The organism is Nitrospirillum pindoramense (assembly GCF_007827955.1).
Classification (GTDB): Bacteria; Pseudomonadota; Alphaproteobacteria; order Azospirillales; family Azospirillaceae; genus Nitrospirillum; species Nitrospirillum amazonense_B.
This window is the reverse complement of sequence record NZ_VITR01000004.1, coordinates 29,736-49,788: the sequence shown is the minus strand read 5'-3', so window position 1 is coordinate 49,788 and position 20,053 is coordinate 29,736. Positions and strand designations below refer to the sequence as shown.

14 protein-coding genes are annotated in these 20,053 nt (G+C 68.9%); 2 read left to right on the top strand and 12 right to left on the bottom strand.

Annotated features, from left to right (window positions below; translation table 11 throughout):
* Nucleotides 1-55 precede the first annotated feature (55 nt).
* From FBZ90_RS28625 to glmU, 7 genes are all read right to left on the bottom strand, one after another.
* Complete coding sequence (locus FBZ90_RS28625) at nucleotides 56-1,783, bottom strand: enoyl-CoA hydratase-related protein (RefSeq protein WP_145730586.1); 1,728 nt, start codon at nucleotides 1,781-1,783, stop codon at nucleotides 56-58.
* A 120-nt stretch (nucleotides 1,784-1,903) separates the two neighbouring features.
* On the bottom strand, nucleotides 1,904-2,545 hold the full coding sequence (locus FBZ90_RS07430) for a bifunctional 4-hydroxy-2-oxoglutarate aldolase/2-dehydro-3-deoxy-phosphogluconate aldolase (RefSeq protein WP_145730583.1): 642 nt from the start codon (nucleotides 2,543-2,545) through the stop codon (nucleotides 1,904-1,906).
* Entirely contained in the window at nucleotides 2,542-4,383 is a 1,842-nt protein-coding gene (gene edd, locus FBZ90_RS07425; RefSeq protein WP_145730581.1) for a phosphogluconate dehydratase, read from the bottom strand. The genes FBZ90_RS07430 and edd overlap by 4 nt, the downstream gene beginning before the upstream one ends.
* A gap of 102 nt (nucleotides 4,384-4,485) precedes the next feature.
* Nucleotides 4,486-5,961, bottom strand: a complete 1,476-nt coding sequence (gene zwf / locus FBZ90_RS07420) for a glucose-6-phosphate dehydrogenase (protein WP_186455657.1) — start codon at nucleotides 5,959-5,961, stop codon at nucleotides 4,486-4,488.
* A gap of 198 nt (nucleotides 5,962-6,159) precedes the next feature.
* A complete protein-coding gene (locus FBZ90_RS07415) occupies nucleotides 6,160-7,686 on the bottom strand; it encodes an NAD-dependent succinate-semialdehyde dehydrogenase (protein ID WP_246130209.1) in 1,527 nt (508 codons plus the stop codon).
* A 171-nt stretch (nucleotides 7,687-7,857) separates the two neighbouring features.
* Nucleotides 7,858-9,585 (bottom strand): SulP family inorganic anion transporter, encoded by a 1,728-nt coding sequence (locus tag FBZ90_RS07410; RefSeq protein WP_145730578.1) that lies wholly within the window; start codon nucleotides 9,583-9,585, stop codon nucleotides 7,858-7,860.
* A gap of 99 nt (nucleotides 9,586-9,684) precedes the next feature.
* Nucleotides 9,685-11,055 (bottom strand): bifunctional UDP-N-acetylglucosamine diphosphorylase/glucosamine-1-phosphate N-acetyltransferase GlmU, encoded by a 1,371-nt coding sequence (glmU, locus tag FBZ90_RS07405; RefSeq protein ID WP_145730576.1) that lies wholly within the window; start codon nucleotides 11,053-11,055, stop codon nucleotides 9,685-9,687.
* A 164-nt stretch (nucleotides 11,056-11,219) separates the two neighbouring features.
* Here glmU and gph point away from each other — a divergent pair, with 164 nt between their 5' ends.
* Nucleotides 11,220-11,894, top strand: a complete 675-nt coding sequence (gph, locus tag FBZ90_RS07400; RefSeq protein WP_145730573.1) for a phosphoglycolate phosphatase — start codon at nucleotides 11,220-11,222, stop codon at nucleotides 11,892-11,894.
* A gap of 43 nt (nucleotides 11,895-11,937) precedes the next feature.
* Nucleotides 11,938-13,002: a hypothetical protein gene (locus FBZ90_RS07395; RefSeq protein WP_145730571.1), complete on the top strand. Its 1,065-nt coding sequence runs from the start codon at nucleotides 11,938-11,940 to the stop codon at nucleotides 13,000-13,002.
* 18 nt (nucleotides 13,003-13,020) lie between these two features.
* Here the strand turns inward: FBZ90_RS07395 and FBZ90_RS07390 are convergent, their stop codons facing one another.
* The 5 genes from FBZ90_RS07390 to FBZ90_RS07370 form a co-directional block, all read right to left on the bottom strand.
* Entirely contained in the window at nucleotides 13,021-13,524 is a 504-nt protein-coding gene (locus FBZ90_RS07390) for a hypothetical protein (RefSeq protein WP_145730568.1), read from the bottom strand.
* A 160-nt stretch (nucleotides 13,525-13,684) separates the two neighbouring features.
* On the bottom strand, nucleotides 13,685-16,345 hold the full coding sequence (locus FBZ90_RS07385) for a valine--tRNA ligase (protein WP_145730566.1): 2,661 nt from the start codon (nucleotides 16,343-16,345) through the stop codon (nucleotides 13,685-13,687).
* 113 nt (nucleotides 16,346-16,458) lie between these two features.
* Complete coding sequence (locus FBZ90_RS28620; protein WP_477529316.1) at nucleotides 16,459-17,028, bottom strand: PopZ family protein; 570 nt, start codon at nucleotides 17,026-17,028, stop codon at nucleotides 16,459-16,461.
* Between the two features lie 398 nt (nucleotides 17,029-17,426).
* Entirely contained in the window at nucleotides 17,427-18,800 is a 1,374-nt protein-coding gene (locus tag FBZ90_RS07375; RefSeq protein ID WP_246130208.1) for a TolC family outer membrane protein, read from the bottom strand.
* Nucleotides 18,801-19,114: 314 nt separating this feature from the next.
* Nucleotides 19,115-19,768 (bottom strand): protein-L-isoaspartate O-methyltransferase family protein, encoded by a 654-nt coding sequence (locus tag FBZ90_RS07370; RefSeq protein ID WP_145730559.1) that lies wholly within the window; start codon nucleotides 19,766-19,768, stop codon nucleotides 19,115-19,117.
* Nucleotides 19,769-20,053: the final 285 nt, after the last annotated feature.

Below are 20,053 nucleotides of genomic sequence, written 5' to 3'. Positions count from 1 at the left end.
AATGGGGCTGGGCGAAACGTTCGCCCAGCCCCTTTCCGTTTCTGTGCGGGGGAACCTAACGCCGGGCAAAGCTGCCCAGCGGTCCGCCACTGGCGGCGGGCCAGCCGAAGCCCAGGACGGCCAAGAGGTCGGCGGACGCCGCGTCGTTGACCAGCCCCTCGGCCAGGGCCGTGACCATGGCGGTGCGCACCGCCGCCATCAGTTGCCGCCCGGCATCGGCGGGCGGCGGGTCGTCCGGCGGGCGCTTCAGGGCGGCGAGGACAGCGGCGGCCCCCTCCTCCCCCAGCAGGTCGGTGACGGCGGCGTACCCCAGCCGGCGGGCCAGGGACCAAGGCCCCTCCGCCAGGCCGGCGCCGCGCGCCGCCGCGTCCACGTCCGCCGCGCCAACCGTGGGCCCCAAGTCCAGGGCCGCCCGCAGATAGGCCGCGTTCAGCCGGCCAAGGAAACGGCCCTCCTCATCCTCCACCCGAAAGGGGGTGCGGCCCAGGCGCCGGGCGGCGTCGATGGCGATGGACAGGGCGGGGGCCGAGGTCGCGGGGCCCGCCACCACCTCCGCGACACCCCCATCGGCCGGCAGGTGCAGGCCCACCAGGCGGTCCGGCCAGGACAAGCCCTGGGCCACCGCGCCCACGCGCAGGCGCGGCCCCGTCAGCGCCAGCAGGGCATCATCGCCCAGCGCCGCCTCCGCCGCGGCCAGCAGGGCCCGCTTGGCCGCCAAGTCCTCGCGGCTGGCATCGAACAGGATTTCGATCTTGCGGCCGCCCAGGCGCGCGGGCGCAAGATCGTCCAGACCATCGGCGTCCGCCACCACATGCACATCCAAGCCGGCGCGGCGGGCGGCCAGGGCCACGGCGTCCGCCGCCGGGCCGCGCCCCAGCACGGCGACGCGCGCCAAATCCGCCACGGGCAGCGCCGGGCGCCAGGCGGCCTTGTCCGCCTCCCCCTTCGCCACGACCAGAGTACGCACCAGGGCCGCAACCTCTCCCCGGCGCAACAGGCCAGCAGCCAGCGCCCGTTCCAGCGCCAATCCCTCATCCAGCGCCAGGCTCAGCCCCTGGCTGACCGCCGTCTCGATGGCGGCGGTGGCCGAGGCCACGGCGATCGGCTTGCGCTTCTGGCCGACGACGAAGGGCGGCTCCGCCCTCTGCGCCAGACGGCCACGCACCCAGGCCTTGGCCGCCGCCCGGACATGGCTGGCCGGCACCACCTCGTTCACCAGCTTGGCCTCCAGCGCCGCCGCCGCCGTCACCATATGGCCGCCGGACAGCAGGCCATGCGCGCCCACCCAACCCAGCAGGCGGGGCAGGCGCTGGGTGCCACCGGCCATGGGCATCAGGCCCAGGCGCTGGTCGGGGAAACCGAATCGCGCGGCGGGATGATCGGTGGCGACGCGGTAGCCGCAGGCCAGCGCCAGCTCAAGCCCCGGCCCCAGGGCCGACCCGCTGAGCGCCGCGGCTATGGGCTTGGCCGTTCCTTCCAGGCGACGCAGGATATCGCCATAAGGGGCGATGGCCGCCAGCAGCGCGTCGTCGGCCAGGCCGGGCGCCGCGTCCGCCAGGGCCAGCAGGCCCAGCGGCTCCCGCCCCAGCAGGAAATGCCCCTTGGCCGACGCGATCACCAGGCCGCGCACCTCCTCCCGGTCCTCCAGGATGGCGGCCAGTTCATCCAGCGCCGCCACCAGGGCGTCATCCACCAGGTTGGCGCGCCCAGGGGCGTCCAGCGTCGCCAGGGCGATGCCGTCGTCGTCGAGCGTCAGGTGCAGGGGGGACGGATGGTCGGTCATGCCCGCACTGTGCCGGGCCGCCAGCCCCCCGGCAAGTCCCCCTATTCCTTAGGAAAAGGGCGCCGGCGGTGATCCGCCGACGCCCTGCCCCCTGTAATACATGGCTGGGGTCGATTGTCCTCAGCCGCGCAAGGCGGACGCCTCGCGCGCCAGCTTGGTGATGCCGGCCCAGTCCTTGGCCGCCACCAGGTCCGCCGGGGTCAGCCAGGAGCCGCCGACACAGGCGACGTTGGGCTGGGCCAGATAGTCGGGTGCCGTCTTCACGGTGATGCCACCCGTGGGGCAGAAGGTCACACCCGGCAGGGGCGAGGCCAGCGACTTGATCAGCTTCAGGCCGCCCACGGCCTCGGCCGGGAACAGCTTCACATGGCGCAGGCCACGCGCCTGCAACGCCATCACCTCGGACGGGGTGGCGGTGCCCGGCAGGAAGGGCACGCCCTTGGCCAACACCTCGTCCAGCAGGGCGGGATAGCAGCCGGGGCTGACGATGAACTGCGACCCTGCGTCCTGGACCCGGCCCACCTGATCCGGCGTCACCACCGTGCCGGCGCCGACCACGGCATCGGGCACCTTGGCGGCGATGGTTTCGATGGCGGCCAGGGCGGCCTCGGTGCGCAAGGTGACTTCCAGCACCCGCACGCCGCCCTCGACCAGGGCCTCGGCCAACGGCAGGGCGTCCTCGGCCTTCTCGATGATCAGGACGGGAACGACGGGGCCCAGCGCCAGGATTTCGCCCACGCCGTACTTGCTCTGCGAACTCATGCGAAATCCTCTCCGAAGCTATGGGCGCCTTCCTCGGCGCCGGTCACATGGGCGCGCATGGCCCCGAACAGGTTGCGGCCGGTGCCCCAGCTGTTGGCGCTCAGGTCGGGCGCGGCGGCCGGGCGGGCGGCGAACTCGGCCGCGTCCACCAGGATGTCCAGCGTTCCGGCCTCGCCATCCAGGCGCACCACGTCGCCGGTCTGGATGCGGGCCAGGGAGCCGCCCTTCAGCGCCTCCGGCGTCAGGTGGATGGCGGCCGGCACCTTGCCCGAGGCGCCGGACATGCGGCCATCGGTGACCAAGGCCACCTTGAAGCCCTTGTCCTGCAGCACGCCCAGGGGCGGCGTCAGCTTGTGCAGTTCCGGCATGCCGTTGGCGGCCGGGCCCTGGAAGCGGATGACGGCGATGAAGTCCCGCTCCAGTTCACCGCGCTTGAAGGCGGCCAGCATGTCGTCCTGGCTGTCGAAGACGATGGCCGGCGCCTCGACGATGCGGTGCTGCGGCTTCACCGCCGACACCTTGATGATGGCGCGGCCGGCGTTGCCGGTCAGCAGGCGGATGCCGCCCGACGGATCGAAGGGCTCGGCGGCGGGGCGCAGGATGGTGGTGTCGGCGCTGTGCGGGGTGCCGGGGCGCCAGGCGGCCTTGCCGTCCTTCAGCCAGGCCTCATGGCGGTAGGCGTCCAGGCCGGTACCCTGCTCCGTGCCGTCGGCCACGGTGGCGACGTCGCCATGCAGCAGCCCGGCGTCCAGCAGGGTGCTGATCAGGAACTGCAGCCCGCCCGCGGCGTGGAAGTGGTTCACGTCCGACACGCCGTTCGGGTAAACCCGCGCCAGCAGGGGGACGGCTCCCGACAGGTCGCTGAAATCCTGCCAGTCGATGCGGATGCCGGCGGCGCGCGCCACCGCCACCAGATGCAGGGTGTGGTTGGTCGATCCGCCCGTGGCCAGCAGGCCGACGATGGCGTTGACGATGCTGCGCTCATCCACCAGGCGGCCGATGGGCATGTAGTTGCCCGACTGCTCCGTCAGCTGGGCCACGCGCTGGGTGGCGGCCACGGTCAGGGCGTCGCGCAGCTCCGTGTTCGGGTTGATGAAGGAGGCGCCCGGCAAATGCAGGCCCATGATCTCCATCAGCATCTGGTTGGAGTTGGCGGTGCCGTAGAAGGTGCAGGTGCCCGGGGAGTGATAGGACTTGGACTCCGCCTCCAGCAGGTCGTCGCGGGTGGCCTTGCCCTCCGCGTACAGCTGGCGGATGCGCGCCTTTTCCGGGTTGGACAGGCCCGACGGCATGGGGCCGCCCGGCACGAAGATGGCCGGCAGGTGGCCGAAGGACAGGGCGCCGATCAGCAGGCCGGGAACGATCTTGTCGCAAATGCCCAGGTACAGGGCAGCGTCGAACATGTCATGCGACAGGGCGATGGCCGTGGCCTGGGCGATGACATCGCGGGAGAACAGCGACAGCTCCATGCCGTCGCGGCCCTGGGTCACGCCATCGCACATGGCGGGCACGCCGCCAGCGAACTGGGCGACCACGCCGGCCTCATGCGCCGCCTTCTTGATGATGGCGGGGAAGCGCTCGAACGGCTGGTGGGCCGACAGCATGTCGTTATAGGCCGACACGATGGCGATGTTGGATTTGCGGTTGCCCGCCAGCGCCGCCTTGTCGTCGGCGGCGCAGCCGGCGAAGCCGTGGGCCAGGTTGCCACAGCCCAGCGCGCCGCGCCGCGGGCTCTGGCCCTTCTGGGCGTCCAGGCGCCGCAGATACAGGGCGCGGCTGTCCGCGCTGCGCTGGATAACGCGGTCTGTGACCCGCCGCAGGGTGTCGTGTAGCGCCATGGGGTCCTCCCTGGCTGAAAAGCCATGAACGTGGGGCGCCGACGGGGCCGGCGATGCGGTGCCGCCCCCGGGGCTTCAAGTCGAATGAACTCCGCCGAACCCTTACAGTTCGGGGTCGTGCCAGCGGCGGCCGTCGCGGTCCAGCAGCAGGGCGGCGCTGATCGGGCCCCAGCCGCCGGCGGCGTAGGGGTCCGGGCGCATGTCCGTCTGTTCCCAGCCGGCCAGGATGGTGTCGATCCACGACCAGGCGGCGTCCACCTCGTCACGGCGCATGAACAGCGACGGGTTGCCCCGCACCACATCCATCAGCAGCCGCTCATAGGCCTCGGGATAACGGTCCTTGAAGGCCTCGGCGTACGACAGGTTCAGCGGCACGGACCGCAGGCGCAGGCCACCGGGGCCCGGCACCTTGGTCATGATGTTCAGCTGCACGCCCTCGTCCGGCTGCAGGCGGATGACCAAACGGTTGGCCATCAGGTCGCCCGAGCCCTTGGGGAAGACGCTGTGGGGCACGTCCTTGAACTGCACGACGATCTCGGAATACCGGACCGGCAGGCGCTTACCCGTGCGCAGGTAGAAGGGCACGCCGCTCCAGCGCCAATTCTCGATCTCGGCCTTGATGGCGACCAGCGTCTCGGTGTTGCTGGAGCGGGTCAGTTCATCGGCGTAGCCCGGCACGGGCTGGCCATTGATAGAACCGGCACGGTACTGGCCGCGCACCGTCTTGGCCTTCACATCCGTTTGGGTGATGGGGCGCAGGGCCCGCAGCACCTTGATCTTCTCGTTGCGGATCTGGTCGCCGGACAGGTGGGCCGGCGGCTCCATCGCCACCAGGCACAGCAGCTGCAGGAAGTGGTTCTGCACCATGTCGCGCAGGGCGCCGGCCTTGTCGTAATACTCGGCCCGGCCCTCGACGCCGACGCTCTCGGCCACGGTGATCTGGATATGGTCGATCCAGCTGCTGTTCCACAGCGGCTCGAACAGGGCGTTGCCGAAGCGCAGGACCATCAGGTTCTGCACCGACTCCTTACCCAGATAATGGTCGATGCGGTAGATGCGGTCTTCGGGGAAGACGGCGCCCACCTCCTCGTTCACGGCATTGGCGGATTGCCCGTCGTGGCCGATGGGCTTTTCCAGCACGACGCGGCAGGTGTCGGTCACGAGGCCGGCGGCTTGCAGGTTGCGGCAGATGGCGCCGAACAGGCTGGGCGCGGTCGCCAAATAGCAGACGCGGGCCTTGTCCTCATGCCCCTTCAGCAGCTTCTGCAGCTGCTCCCAGCCGGCGGGCTTGGTGGCGTCCAGCGACACGTAGCTGAGCCGGGCGGAAAAACGCTCCCACACGGCCGGCTCCAGGTCGGCGGCGGGCACGTGGCGCTGCAGCGCCGCCCACACCGTGCCCCGGAAATCCTCCACCGTCTGCTCGGTGCGGCTGACGGCGATGATGCGGCTTTCATCCGTCATCTGCCGGTCGCGTTCCCGGTAATAGAGGCCGGGCAACAGCTTGCGCATGGCAAGGTCGCCGGTACCGCCGAAAACGACGAAATCGAAGGGATTGACTTGCAGCACTTCAGCCATCATGGCGCCTTGGCTTAGGTTCCCAGGGATGGCAGGGCCATCCGCCCGTTATCAATTATGCGGTTATTTCACTACCACAATTCCCTGGAAGCGCCACCGGAAAATCACCCCTCTGGTAACAAGGTTGGTGATTTTCCGGTAATTTCGCAACATGACTGCCCTGCGGCCGCAGGCGCTCTCCAGGGTGGGCCGCGCGCCCGCTCAAGCCTTCAGGCCGCCCATCAGCAGGTATTTCACCACCAGGTAATCCTCGATGCCGTATTTGGAGCCTTCGCGGCCCAGGCCGCTCTGCTTCACGCCGCCGAAAGGCGCCACCTCCGTGGAGATGATGCCCTCGTTGATGCCGACCATGCCGTATTCCAGCGCCTCCGCCACCCGCCAGATACGGCCGATATCGCGGCTGTAGAAATAGGCGGCGAGGCCGAACTCGGTATCGTTGGCCATGCGGATGGCCTCGGCCTCGTCCGTGAAGCGGAACAGCGGCGCGACGGGGCCGAAGGTCTCCTCCCGCGCCAGGATCATGTCCGGCGCGGCATCCAGCAGCAGGGTGGGCTCGAAGAAGTTGCCGCCCAGGGCATGGCGCCGGCCGCCCATGGCCACGCGGGCGCCCTTGGACACCGCATCGGCGATGTGGCGTTCCGCCTTCTCCACGGCGGCGGCGTTGATCAGGGGGCCGGTGGTCACACCCTGGTCGGTGCCGTTGCCCACGCGGAGCCGTCCCACCGCCTCCGCCAAGCGGGCCGCGAAGGCCTCATAGACGCCGTCCTGCACCAGGATGCGGTTGGCGCAGACACAGGTCTGGCCGGCGTTGCGGTATTTGGAGGCCATGGCCCCCTCCACCGCCGCGTCCAGATCGGCGTCGTCGAACACGATGAAAGGCGCGTTGCCGCCCAGTTCCAGCGACAGCTTCTTCAACGTGTCGGCGCTCTGCTTCATCAGCAGCTTGCCCACGGGCGTGGATCCAGTGAAGGATAGCTTGCGCACCAGCGGGTTGGAGGTCATCTCCCCGCCAATGGGCTTGGGATGGCCGGTGACGACGCTGAACACCCCCGGCGGCACGCCCGCCCGCTCCGCCAGCACGGCCAGCGCCAGGGCGCTGTAGGGCGTCACCTCGGACGGCCGCACTACGATGGGGCAGCCGGCGGCCAGAGCCGGTCCCACCTTGCGGGTGATCATGGCGATGGGGAAGTTCCAGGGGGTGATGGCGGCGGCGACGCCGATGGGCTCCTTCACCACGACGATGCGCTTATCGCCGGCGAAGCTGGGGATGGTGTCGCCGTAGGCGCGCTTGCCCTCCTCCGCGAACCATTCGATGAAGCTGGCGCCATAGGCGACCTCGCCCCGCGATTCGGCCAGGGGCTTGCCCTGCTCCGCCGTCATGATGCGGGCCAGATCCTCCTGCGCCGCCATGATCATCTCGAACCAGCGGCGCATGACGGCCGCGCGGTCCTTGGCGGTGCGCGCGCGCCAGCCGGCCCAGGCGGCATTGGCCGCCCTGATGGCCAATGCCGTCTCGGCGGCGCCCATGTTGGGGATGGTGCCGATGACCTCGCCCGTCGCGGGGTTGTCGACGTCCAGGGTGCCGCCGCCGTCGGCATCCACCCAGGCCCCGCCGATATAAGCCTGGTCCCGCAGCAGACCGGAGTCTTTCAGACCGAGGGCCTGAGCCGTACGGATGAGAGGCCCATTGGGGGCGCGAACTTGGGGGGCGCGAACGGGGCTATCCATGGCAAACCTCTTGTAACAACCGCCCGGGGGCCGCCCGGGGGCATGGTTCTTACGTAGGCGGGCGCCGGCGGTGTTGCAATGCGGGAGCCGGCACGACTACCGGCCGGCGGGTCACAACCGGCCATCCCCCGCCTGCGTTCCCAGGCCAAGCTGAAATCTGGATCTTGGGGCTCAGGCCGCTTCGTGATCCGGGTCCGGCAGGTTCCCCGCCCGGCCCAAGGCACGGCGCGCGCGGACCAGCGCCTGGTCCAGGGTGCGGCCGAAATGGACCTGCCGCGGCTTCAGGCCCTGGGTCAGCAGCAGGCGCCGCGCCTCCGGATCGGCCAGGGCGATGGCCACCACGGCCCCCTGCTTGCGCGCCTTGGCCACCAGCCCATCGATGACGGTCACGGCCGTGGAATCCAGCAGCGGCACCGCCGTCAGGTCCAGCACGTAAGCCCGTGGCCGGGCCGCGATGCGGTCGAACAGGGCGGACACGCCGGCCGCCGCCCCGAAAAAGAATGCCCCGGACAGACGAAAGACCAGGATGTCGTCGTCGTGGGTCTGAGGCTGGTCCGGCAGCGGGCCGGCGTGATCGGCCACGTCAGGCGCCACCAGGGGGGTGCCCCCCTCCACCCGCAGGGTCCCGGCCATGCGGTGGATGAACAGCAGCGACCCGGTGGCGAAGCCGACGACGATGCCCAGCGTCAGGTCCCGCAGGATGGTGAGCAGGAAGGTGGACAGCAGCACCGCGGCATCCCCCCAGGACGCCCGCAGCAACAGGGCGAAGGCATGCTTCTCCGCCATGTTCCAGGCGACGATCGCCAGCACCGCCGCCAGCGCCGGCAGGGGGATATAGCTGGCCAGCGGGGCGGCCACCGCCATGAACAGCGCCAGGAACACGGCATGCGCCATGCCCGATACCGGCCCGCGCGCACCCGCCCGCACATTGGTGGCCGTGCGGGCAATGGTGCCGGTGACGCAGATGCCGCCGCAAAGCGCGCTGGCGATGTTGGCGACGCCTTGCGCCACCAACTCGGCATTGGCCCGGTGGCGCCGGCCGGTCATGCCATCGGCGACCACGGCGGACAGCAGGCTTTCGATGGCGCCCAACAGCGCGAAGGACACCGCATCCGGCAGGACCGCCAACACCAGGTCCGGCGACAGGGGCGGCAGATGGGGGGCGGGCAGGCTGCGCGGGATGCCGCCGAAACGCGTGCCGATGGTCTCAACGGGCAGGTGGGCAAGCGCCGCGACCACGCTGGCCGCCGCCACCGCGATCAGCAGGACGGGCCATTGAGGGCGCCAGCGCCGCAGCAGCACGATCAGGGCGATGGTCGCCACCGCCGTACCCAGCGCGGCGGGGTTCAGCGTGGGCAGCGCGTGCCCCAGGGCCAGCAGCTTGGGCACCAGCGGCCCCGGCTCCTTGCCCGGCAGCGTCAGGCCCAACAGGTCGCGCGCCTGGCTGGCCGCGATGATGACGGCGATGCCGGCGGTGAAGCCCACGGTGACGGGATAAGGGATGTATTTGATGAAGGTACCCAGGCGCAGGGCACCGATGGTCATGAGGATCAGGCCGGACAGGAGCACGGCCAGCGCCATGCCCCCCACCCCCAGCCGCTCCACCGACGCGGCGACCAGCACGATGAAGGCCCCGGCCGGGCCGCCGATCTGAAACCGGCTGCCGCCCAACAGCGACACCAGGAAGCCGCCGACGATGGCGGTGTACAGCCCCCGGTCCGGCGTAACACCCGAGGCGATGGCGATGGCCATGGACAGCGGCAAGGCCACGATGGCCACGGTCAAGCCGGCCACCAGGTCAGCCCGCAGGTCGCGCAGGCCATACCCCTCGCGCAGCACCGTGACCAGCTTGGGCTTATAAAGTTCCCGCCAGCCTGGCTCCGCCATCGTCCTGTGCATGACGCCCCCTGTCCGTTACCCCTGTCGTTACTGCGCCGCCCCCACCCTTTGCGCCCTACCATCGCCCAGCCGGGTCATCCCGGCCTAACCCTTTCCCGCTCAGCCCTTCTTCTGTGCGGCCTTGCGCGCCTTCTGGGCGGTGGCGAAGGCGGCGGCCCAGCCTTCCTTCACCACCTGACGGCCACGGCCGATGGCCAGGGCGTCGGCGGGAACGGGCTCGGTGATGGTGCTGCCGCCGGCGATGAAGGCGCCGTCGCCCACCTGCACCGGGGCCACCAGGGTGGCGTTGGTGCCGACGAAGACGTTGCGACCCACCTGGGTGCGGTACTTGAAGGTGCCGTCATAGTTGCAGGTGATGGCACCGGCCCCGATGTTGGTTCCCTCCCCGATATCGGCATCGCCGACATAGGCCAGATGGTTGGCCTTGGCGCCGTTGCCCAGGGTGGAGGCCTTGACCTCCACGAAGTTGCCGATGTGGGCGCCGGCGCCGATATCGGATCCGGGGCGCAGGCGGGAATAGGGGCCGATGATGGCCTCGCGCCGCACCACCACCCCTTCCAGATGGCAGAAGGGCCGGATGGTCACGCCATCCTCCACCACGACGCCGGGGCCGAACACCACGTTCTGGCCCACGGTGACGTCGCGGCCCAGCACCGTGTCGGCGGAGAACCACACCGTGTGCGGGTCGGCCAGGGTGGCGCCGTTCAGCATGGCCTGGCGGCGCAGGCGGGCCTGCATCAGCTTTTCCAGCTTGGCCAGCTCGACACGGGAATTGACGCCTTCCACATCCGCCGGGTCCCCCTCCGCCACCGCGCAGGCATGGCCCTGGGCGCGGGCCACGGCCACGGCGTCCGTCAGGTAGTATTCGCCCTTGGCGTTGGCGTTGCCGATGGCGTCCAGGATGGCCCACAGGCGGCGCCCATCGAAGGCCATCAGGCCGGCGTTGCACAGGCCAATGGCGCGCTCCTCGGCCGTCGCGTCCAGGTACTCCACGATCTTGGTCAGCCCGCCGGCCTCATCCTGCACCAGGCGGCCATAGGCGGCGGGGTCGGCCGGGCGCATGCCCAGCACCGCCACGGCCGGATCACCGGCGCCACGCCGCGCCTGGACCAGCAGGGACAGCGTCTCCGGCCGCACCAGCGGGGTGTCACCGAACAGAACCAGCACGTCGCCGTCAAAATCTCCCAGGGCCGCGCGCGCCGCCTTCACCGCGTCGGCCGTGCCCAGCTGCTGGGACTGCAGCACCGTGGCATGCGGCGCCACGGCCTTGGCCACGGCCTCCTGCCCCGGCCCCACGACGACGACGACGCGATCCGGGTTCAGCGCCGCCGCCGCCCGCAGGACATGGGCCACCATGGGCTCATTGGCGATCGGGTGCAGCACCTTGGGCAGGTCGGACTTCATCCGGGTGCCCTTCCCCGCCGCCAGGACGATGCAGGCGAGGGTGGCGGTCGGCGTCGAAGCGGTCATGGCGATACCCTTTGGGCGGCTTGGTTCAGGACCTCGCGGGGGCAAGGGCTGTCGTCCGATGGGATGAGGCGGACGCCTTGCCATCCCGACGCCATTGCCAGCGCGGCCCCCTTACTGCCACAACGTTGGTGTGTCGCGAAACCGCCTTCGCCGGAGGCCCGCCCATGTCCGCGTTGCCAGCCGCCATCCTGTTCGATTTCGACGGAACCCTGATCGACAGCGCCCCCGACATCCTGACCGGCATCAACCTCCTGCTGGATGAGGAGAACCTGCCCAAGCTGGATCTGGCTCAGGTGCATCAATTCATCGGCGACGGCGCCCCAATGCTGGTCACCCGCACCTTCGCCGCCGTCGGACGGCCCCTGGACCCCGACTCGGTCCCCGCCATGACCGACCGTTACATGGCCATCTACGAGTCCCTGCCGGCTGATCCCGGCTGCGTCTTCCCGGGTGTGGCGGGGACGCTGGCCAGCCTGCGCGAAAGCATTCCCCTGGCCCTGGTGACCAACAAGCCGGAGCGCGCGACCCACGCCGTGCTGCGAGCCATCGGCCTGGACGGCCTGTTCACGGCGGTGGTGGGCGGCGACACCCTGCCGACGCGCAAACCCCATCCAGGGCCCCTGCTGCACGCCATGGCCCAGTTGGGCGCGGCGCCCGCCCGGACGGTCATGGTGGGCGACGGCGCCAACGATGTGACCGCTGGCCGCGCCGCCGGCTGCCGTGTCGTGTGCGTTACCTATGGCTATCCGCGCATGCCCGTGGAAGAACTAGGGGCGGACCGGCTGGTGGACCATTTCCATGACCTGCCGGCCGCCTTGGCGGACCTGGCCCTGCAGTGAAGCGGCCGGGCCGGGGTTACCGGCTTTGGGGGAAAAGTCGCTTATGCGTGGTTTGGATTTGCGGGCAGAACGGGAAGAGATTCTGGACGCCCTGCTGGTGACGGGCACGGCCTTCATGCTGGCCGTGGCGCAATGGCGCCATGTCGTCCACTTCTTCGATCAGTTCCTGCTGCAGAACCTGCAGGCGGAGGTGGGGGTGCTGTACGGCTACCCCCATTGGCGCTTCTTCCAGTCGCGCGTGCTGGCGCCCGTGATGGAACATCTGATCGAGCTGATGGGCATGACCCTGGCCAACGCGCACGCCACCGTCGCGATCTTTGGCCTGACCGGCGCCGGCCTCGCCCTGTTCTACGCCGCCCAGGCGGCGGGGGGCCAGGACGGGAATGGCCGGCAGAAGGCCTGGACCGCCCTGCTGGCCATGCATGTCCTGTTCGCGGCGCTGATGTCCAAGCCTTGGCTGTACATCTGGGACTTCGTGCTGCTGCTGACCACGGCGGTCTTCTACCTGCTGGTCCTGACCCGCGCGCCGTGGTGGGCCTTCCTGGCCCTGCTGGGCGTCGCCTGCTTCAATCACGAGTCCGCCGTGTTCATCGGCGGCTACATGGTGGCCAAGGCCCTCGTCGATGCCTGGATTGAAAAGCGGCGGCCGGATCCACGATGGCTGGGGGCCGGGGTGGGCGGCAGCATCGCCGCCTTCGCCATCATCGAAACCCTGCGGCGCACCCTGCTGAAGGAAGAGATGGGCTGGAAGCTGTTCAAGGAAATCCAGAAGTCGTCCTCCACCACCTTCGACGGCTATTTCCACATCCAGGTGGGGGAGAACTTCGGCCAGTTCTATGACTGGGTCGCTGATCCCAGCCTATCCCTGGATCTCCTGATTCCAGTCTACCTGGCCACCGTCCTGGGGATGACGGCCCTCATGGTGCGGCGGCACGGCCTCCGTGCCCTGGCGCTGGCGGCCTTCGTCGGGGTGCAGGTGGTCGCGGTCCTGGCCCTGGGCCTCACCAATGAGACCCGCACCCTGCTGCATCTGGCGCCCTTCGTGGCGCTGGCCGCCATCTGGCTTAAGAAACCAACGGCGGACGCGCCCGGCCCCTTCGCCGCCTGACGCGACGATGGCCCAGCCTCACGGTGCGATGGGCTGGGGCGGGACAGTGCCTTGGACGTTGATGGTGTAGGTCTGCCTCTGGGCGGTGCCCATGGGATAGAAGACCTGCACCTCCAGCACGTCCGCGCCGGTATAGCCTGGGGCGGGCTGGTACCACAGCTGCTGGGCGGGCATGGGCTTCTTGTTGCAGGCAGCGCGGGGATTCCCGGCGGGGAAGGTGGGATAGTCCGTGCCGTCGCGCAAGCTGGCGGTGCCGTGGGCCGGCGCGGTGAGGATTTGCACCGTGATGCCCGAAATCGGTGCACAATCCTCATGCAGACCTTGATAGAAATTCAGTTCGCGCTCTTGCCCCACGGGAACCGTACGGGTCAGCATGACCTTTTCCGGCGTGCCAACCGTACCGGCGGGCCGGGCCACTGGGGCGCCGTTCGTGGTGACGGGCACAACCTGCACATGCTGTACCGCACAGCCTGCCGCCAAGGCCATGGCCGCCATCATCACCATCCAACGCCCAGCGATCATCGCATCCTCAAGAGTGCGTGTCAGGATGCCGCCCGGCGCGACACCTCTCGCATAGGTCGCATTATTTTGATGAATACATCCATGTGACAAACGGCCGCCCCAGGGGGCTTTCCCCGGGGCGGCCGTCTGTCACATCATCTTGTCCCAAGCGAACCCGGCATCAGCCCAGGCGCGACAGCGCCTCGGCCAGCTTGGCGCGGGTGCCGTCGGCCTCGGCCCGGCGCTCCCGCTGTTCCTCGATGACCTCGGGCGGGGCCTTGTCGACGAAGTTGGGGTTGCCCAGCTTGGCGTCAACCTTGGCGATCTCGCCCTCCAGCTTCTGGATTTCCTTGGCCAGGCGGGCCTTCTCCTTGGCGATGTCGATGAAGTCGGCCAGCGGCAGGACCAACGTCGCCTCGTCCACCACCGCCTGCACGGCACCGGTGGCCGGCGCCTCCTCCGTCAGGGTGATGTCGGACAGGCGGGCCAGCTTCAGGATCAGGTCGCGGTGGGTGGCCAAGCGCGCGGCGGTGTCGGCCCCGGCACCCTTCACCAACAGCGGCAGTTGGGCCGACGGTGGCACGTTCATTTCCGACCGGATGGTGCGGATGGTGGAGATGAAGCGCACCACCCAATCCATCTCGGCCTGAGCGCCGGCGTCCTTGTAGGCCGAGGGGTACTGCGGCCAGGCGGCGGTGATCAGGTCGCCGCGCTCCTGTCCCTCGCCCAGCTTCTCCCACAGCTCTTCCGTCAGGAAGGGCATGATGGGGTGCAGCAGGTGCAGGATCTGGTCCAGCACCCAGGCGGTGACGGCGCGGGTTTCGGCCTTCGCCGCCTCATCCTCGCCCTGCAGGATGGGCTTGGTGAACTCCAGGTACCAGTCGCAGAAGCTGCCCCAGGCGAAGTGGTACAGGGCGTTGGCGGCATCGTTGAAACGATAGCCCTCCAGCGCCTCGGTCACCTGCGCCGCGCAGTCGGCCACGGCGCCCACGATCCAGCGGTTGACCGTCTGGGTCAGTCCGGCTGGGGTGAAGCCCGGCACGGGCGCCACCTGGTTCATCTGGGCGTAGCGGGCGGCATTCCACAGCTTGGTCGCGAAATTGCGGTAGCCCTCGACGCGCGAGGTCGCGAGTTTGATGTCGCGGCCCTGGGCCGCCATGGCGGTCAGGGTGAAGCGCAGGGCGTCGCAGCCATACTGGTCGATCAGGTCCAGGGGATCGATGACGTTGCCCTTGGACTTCGACATCTTCTGCCCCTTCTCATCCCGCACCAGGGCGTGGATGTAGATGGTGCGGAAGGGCACGTCGCCCATGAAATGGATGCCCATCATCATCATGCGGGCGACCCAGAAGAAGATGATGTCGAAGCCGGTGACCAGCACGTCGCCCGGGTAATAGCGCGCCACCTCTGGCGTCTTTTCCGGCCAGCCCAGGGTGGAGAAGGGCCACAGCGCGGACGAGAACCAGGTGTCCAGCACGTCGGAATCGCGGGTCAGCAGTGTGGGGGCGCCGTAATGGGCGTCCGCCTCCTCCTGGGCCTGGGCCTCCGTCTCGGCGACGAAGAACTTGCCGTCCGGCCCGAACCACGCCGGGATCTGGTGGCCCCACCACAGTTGGCGGCTGATGCACCACGGCTGGATGTTGCGCATCCACTCGTAATAGGTGTTTTCCCACTGCTTGGGCACGAACTGCGTCTTGCCTTGTTCCACGGCCTCCAGCGCGGGCTTGGCCAGGGTGACGGCGTCGCAATACCACTGGTCGGTCAGCCAGGGCTCGATGACCACGCCACTGCGGTCACCGTGCGGCTGCATCAGGGTGTGCGGATCGATCTTCTCCAACAGCCCCAGGGCCTCGATCTCCTCCACCACCTTCTTGCGGGCGACGAAGCGATCCAGCCCCTGGTACTCGGCCGGCGCATGCTCGTTCAGCTTCGCGTCGCGGTCGAACAGGTTGATCATGGGCAGGTTGTGCCGCTTACCGACCTCGAAATCATTGAAGTCATGGGCGGGTGTGATCTTCACCGCGCCGGTGCCGGTCTCCGGATCGGCGTATTCGTCGGCGACGATGGGGATGCGGCGGCCGGTGATGGGCAGGATGACATTGCGGCCCACCAGGTCCTTATAGCGCTCATCCTCCGGGTGCACGGCCACGCCGGTGTCGCCCAGCATGGTTTCCGGGCGCGTGGTGGCGACAGTGATGTAGGTCCCCGACACTTCCCCATTTGGCCCTTCCACCGGATAGCGGAAGTACCACAGGCTGCCCTTCACCTCCTTCTGCTCGACCTCCAGGTCGGAGATGGCGGTGTGGAGCTTGGGGTCCCAGTTCACCAGGCGCTTGTCGCGATAGATCAGGCCCTGGCGGTACAGCTCGACGAACACCTTGCGGACGGCGGCGTTCAGGCCCTCATCCATGGTGAAGCGTTCGCGCGACCAGTCAGGGGAGGCGCCCAGGCGGCGCAGCTGGCGGGTGATGGTGCCGCCGGACTCGGCCTTCCACTCCCACACCTTCTGGAGGAAGGCCTCGCGGCCCATCTCCTGGCGGGTCTTGCCTTCCTTGGCCAGGTTGCGCTCCACCACCATCTGGGTGGCGATCCCGGCATGGTCGGTTCCGGGCTGCCATAGGGCGTCGCGGCCGCTCATGCGGTGATAGCGGATCAGCAGATCCTGCAGCGTGAAGGTCAGCGCATGGCCCATGTGCAGGCTGCCCGTCACGTTGGGCGGCGGCATCATGATGGTGTAGGGCTGGGCGTTGCTGTCGACATGGGCGGCGAAAGCGCCCGAGCGCTCCCAGCGCTCATAGCGGCTGCGTTCGACATCGGCGGGGGAGAAGGTCTTGTCCAGCATGGCGGGCACCTGAAATCACGGGCTCAAAACAAAAGAAAAGGGCGGCGCGGGGTCCGGCGCCGCCCCCTCTCAAATTACCTGGGGTTTGCCAAGGTTTATCGAGGCGGCGGGCGTCAGTCGAGTCCGCGCCGTACAACCTTCTCGATCTCGCGCTTGACCAAGCGCTCGACCAGGGTGGGCAGGTTCTCGTCCAGCCATTCCCGCAGGATGGGCCGAACCAGAACGTGCACGATCTCTTCCAGCGTGACGTCGGAACGGCCGATGGGCCCCTCCCCCGTCAGGCTGGGGCCACCGCGGCGGAACCCCGATAGGCCGGAGAAGGCACGGCTGGCCGCCTCCTCGGTGAATTCCGACATCAGGCGGTCGTCGTCCATGGACGGCGGCGGACGACGCGGCGGCGGGGGCGGCGGCTCATACGCGAAGGGGTCCGGCAGGGGCTCGGGCTCCGGCGCGGGCTCGTCCGGGATGATATCCGTGAGTTCCAGCACGTCGTCCTCCGGCGGAGGCGGCGGCGGGGGCGGCGGCATGGGCACCGCTTCGAAGATATCATCCTCCGGCGGGGGAGGCGGCGGCGGCGGTGGGGGCGGCGGAGGCGGAGGAGGAGGCGGAGCCTCCGGCTCAGGCGGCGGGGCGTCGGTGTCTTCGGAAATGATACGCCGGATGGAGGCGAGGATTTCCTCCATCGAAGGTTCTTGTTGTGACTTGTCAGCCATTGTTGCCTAACCTGACCTGTAACGGCGTGGACCTGAGACCCCGCGGTCCCGCACCGACAGGGGGGACCGACATCTGGCGCAGCCTAGGGCAAGAACAGTAAAAATGCCATTGGGTTAATCATTGGATGCGCAGCCCGCCAATGCTGCGCCCAGCCCTCGCCGATCAATCCCCGCGCCCGCCAGCCCCGCCATTGCTTCATCCGCCCCAAGAATAGGGACAGGCTCACGCATTCCTCAGAAGAAAAGGGCGGCCCCGCGCGTCGGGACCGCCCCTTTTCTATCAGACGGACGTCTCAAGCCGGCCTGTGAACCCAGCGCCCCGCAGCCAGCGGGCATCCAGGTTGCTCCAGCCTCGCTGTCAGCCGGCCTTACTTCTCGATGGACGGCCCCCAGAGCTTGTCCTTCACCTCTTCATAATGGGCCTTGGCATCGTACAGCGGCACGTTCAGGCCCAACTTGGCGGCAGTCAGGTCACCCACGGACGACAAGACCTGGTAGGAAGCCACCTGCTCATCGTGCTGGGCCCGCACCAGTTCCACCTTGGCGTTCACCAGTTCCTGCTCCGCATTCAGAACGTCCAGGATGGTGCGCGAGCCGACGGCCTGCTCCTGCCGCACGCCTTCCAGCGCGATCTCGTTGGAGGCGACGGCGCTCTTGTACGCCTCGATGGCGGCGCGGGCGGTGACCAAAGCCTGCCAGGCCTTCACTGCCGTCTCGTCCGCGGAGCGCACCGCCTCCATCACCTGGGTGCGGCGCTGCTGCTCCGTCTGCTTGGCGCTGCGCACCTTGGCCGAGGTGCCGCCGCCCTCGTACAGCGGAATGGTGACGCGGGCGGAGATGACGGCCGTGTCGTACTGGCTGTTGGGGGCCGACTGGTCCCAGTTGCGGTAGTACTGCGCGCTGGCGGACAGCTGCGGCAGCATCTGGCCGAAGGCGCCGTCCACGGCATCCTGCGATGCCTTGTGATTGTAGCGCGCGGCCACCACCACCGGGGCCGACACCTCTGCCTGGGCCATGGTTTCTTCCTGGTTCACCGGCAGATGCACCAAGCGGTTCGGCTGCTTCAGCGTACCGGGCAACTGGCCCATCAACCTGGCATAGGTGGCGCGGCTGGCGGCCAGGTTGCCCTGGGCGGAAATACGGTCGGCCGTCGCGCCGGCCAGACGCGACTCGGACTGGCTGACGTCGGTGCGGGTCAACTCACCCACGCGGAAGCGATCCCGGGACGCCTCCAGCTGGCGGGTCAGCACCTGCTCATTGTTGATGTTGAGTTCCAGGACCGCCTGGTCCCGCACCACATCCAGATAGGCGGTGGCGGCGGCCAGCAGCACCTGCTGTTCGGTGTCCAGCAGGCTGGCGCGGCCGGCTTCCACCTGATTCTCCGCCTGGCTGATGCCGGCCTGGATGGTGCCGCCGGCATAAATCGCCTGGTTGATGGTCACGCCGCTCTGCGCCGGGTTCATGTGCTCGATGAAGCGGCCCTGGGTCAGGCGCTCCTTACCGACGTTGCCGTCGGCGGTGACCGTCGGCAGCATGCTGGAGCGGGCCAGCGGCACGCCTTCGTCCGTGGCGCGCTGACCGGCGCGGCCGGCTTCCAGCGTCGGGTTGTTCTGATAGGCCTGGATCAGGGCATCTTCCAGCGACTGGGCCTGGGCGCCCCCCGCCAGAACCAAGGTCAACGCCGCCAACGGCAGGGCAGCAACCAGTCGGTGCGCCCGCTTAACCCCATGTCCGGTTCCCATGCCCTTCGCCCCACGTCCAGCGGTGTTCATTTGCATCGCCATTTCCCCAAACGCCTTAAAAAATCAGCCGGAGCATACGCTTCACACGGTTGTGTGACCCTCCACACGGTTGCGTGGCAGAGCGTGGCCCCGAATCCCCATCGGCGCCAAAGCGCCCCATAAAATATTCTTTAACACGTCCGGTGAACCCGCATAGGTCCACTTAAGGCCATGTTCCAGGCGCCCCACGAAAATCCGGCCACCTGGCACCATCCGGAAGCGCATCAAAAGCCGCGGGGACGGCGGCAACCCGGCCACCGTCCCCGCGACCAGCATTAAAACACGAACTCGGCGCGGCGCTCGAAGCCCGGCAGCGGGCGAACGGCGGCATCGAACATGACGCGGTGCGAAACCACGCCGCCCACCTTGCGGTAATAGCGCGCCTCGCCCAGGCCGGCGGCATTGATGACAACGGCCACCAGGCGACCGCCTTCCGCCAACTGGTCCAGCAGGCTGGCCGGAACCTCGGACACGGAGCCATCGATCAGAATGGCGCCGTAGGGGGCCTTGGCGGCATGGCCGGCGGCCAGATCGCCCTGGACCACGGTCACGCCGGCGACACCGGCCAGCGCCTTGCGCGCGGCCTCGACCAGCGCGCCGTCGCTTTCCAGCGCCACCACCGAGCCCGCCATCTCCGCCATGACGGCGGCGGCATAGCCGGTGGCGACGCCAACGGCCAGGACCTTGTCGGCGCGGCTCAGGGCCAATTCCTGCACCAGACGGGCCAGCACCATCGGTTCCATCAGGTAGCGGCCGGGCGACACCGGCACATCCTCGTCGACATAGGCGACGCCGGCCAGCGCCTCCGGCACGAAGCGCTCGCGCGGGATGGCCAGGAAGGCCTCCACCACGAAGGGGTCGGTGACCTTGTTGGGGCGAATCTGGCCCTCGATCATGTTGACGCGGGCGGCGGAGTAGTCGGCGGCCATGGGATATACCGATCTGCTGGAAACGATGCGGACGAAGTAGGGGCACAGGCGGGCCGGTGCGCCCGCACATGCTTGAAAAACCAGGATCGGTATATATCCCCCCCGCCGCCCGATGACAATTGCGGCCTGCGGCGGAAAGGCCGGCCAGGGATGGTGGTGCGGCCTTCGCGCCCATCCGTCACCGAAACGTCAGAAAGCGATGCCAGCACGCTTGACCGCCCCGGCGGGCGACGCTATAGAGGCGCCCTGCCCTGACCGCAGGCGCCGCCCGACGGCTCCTCCGGT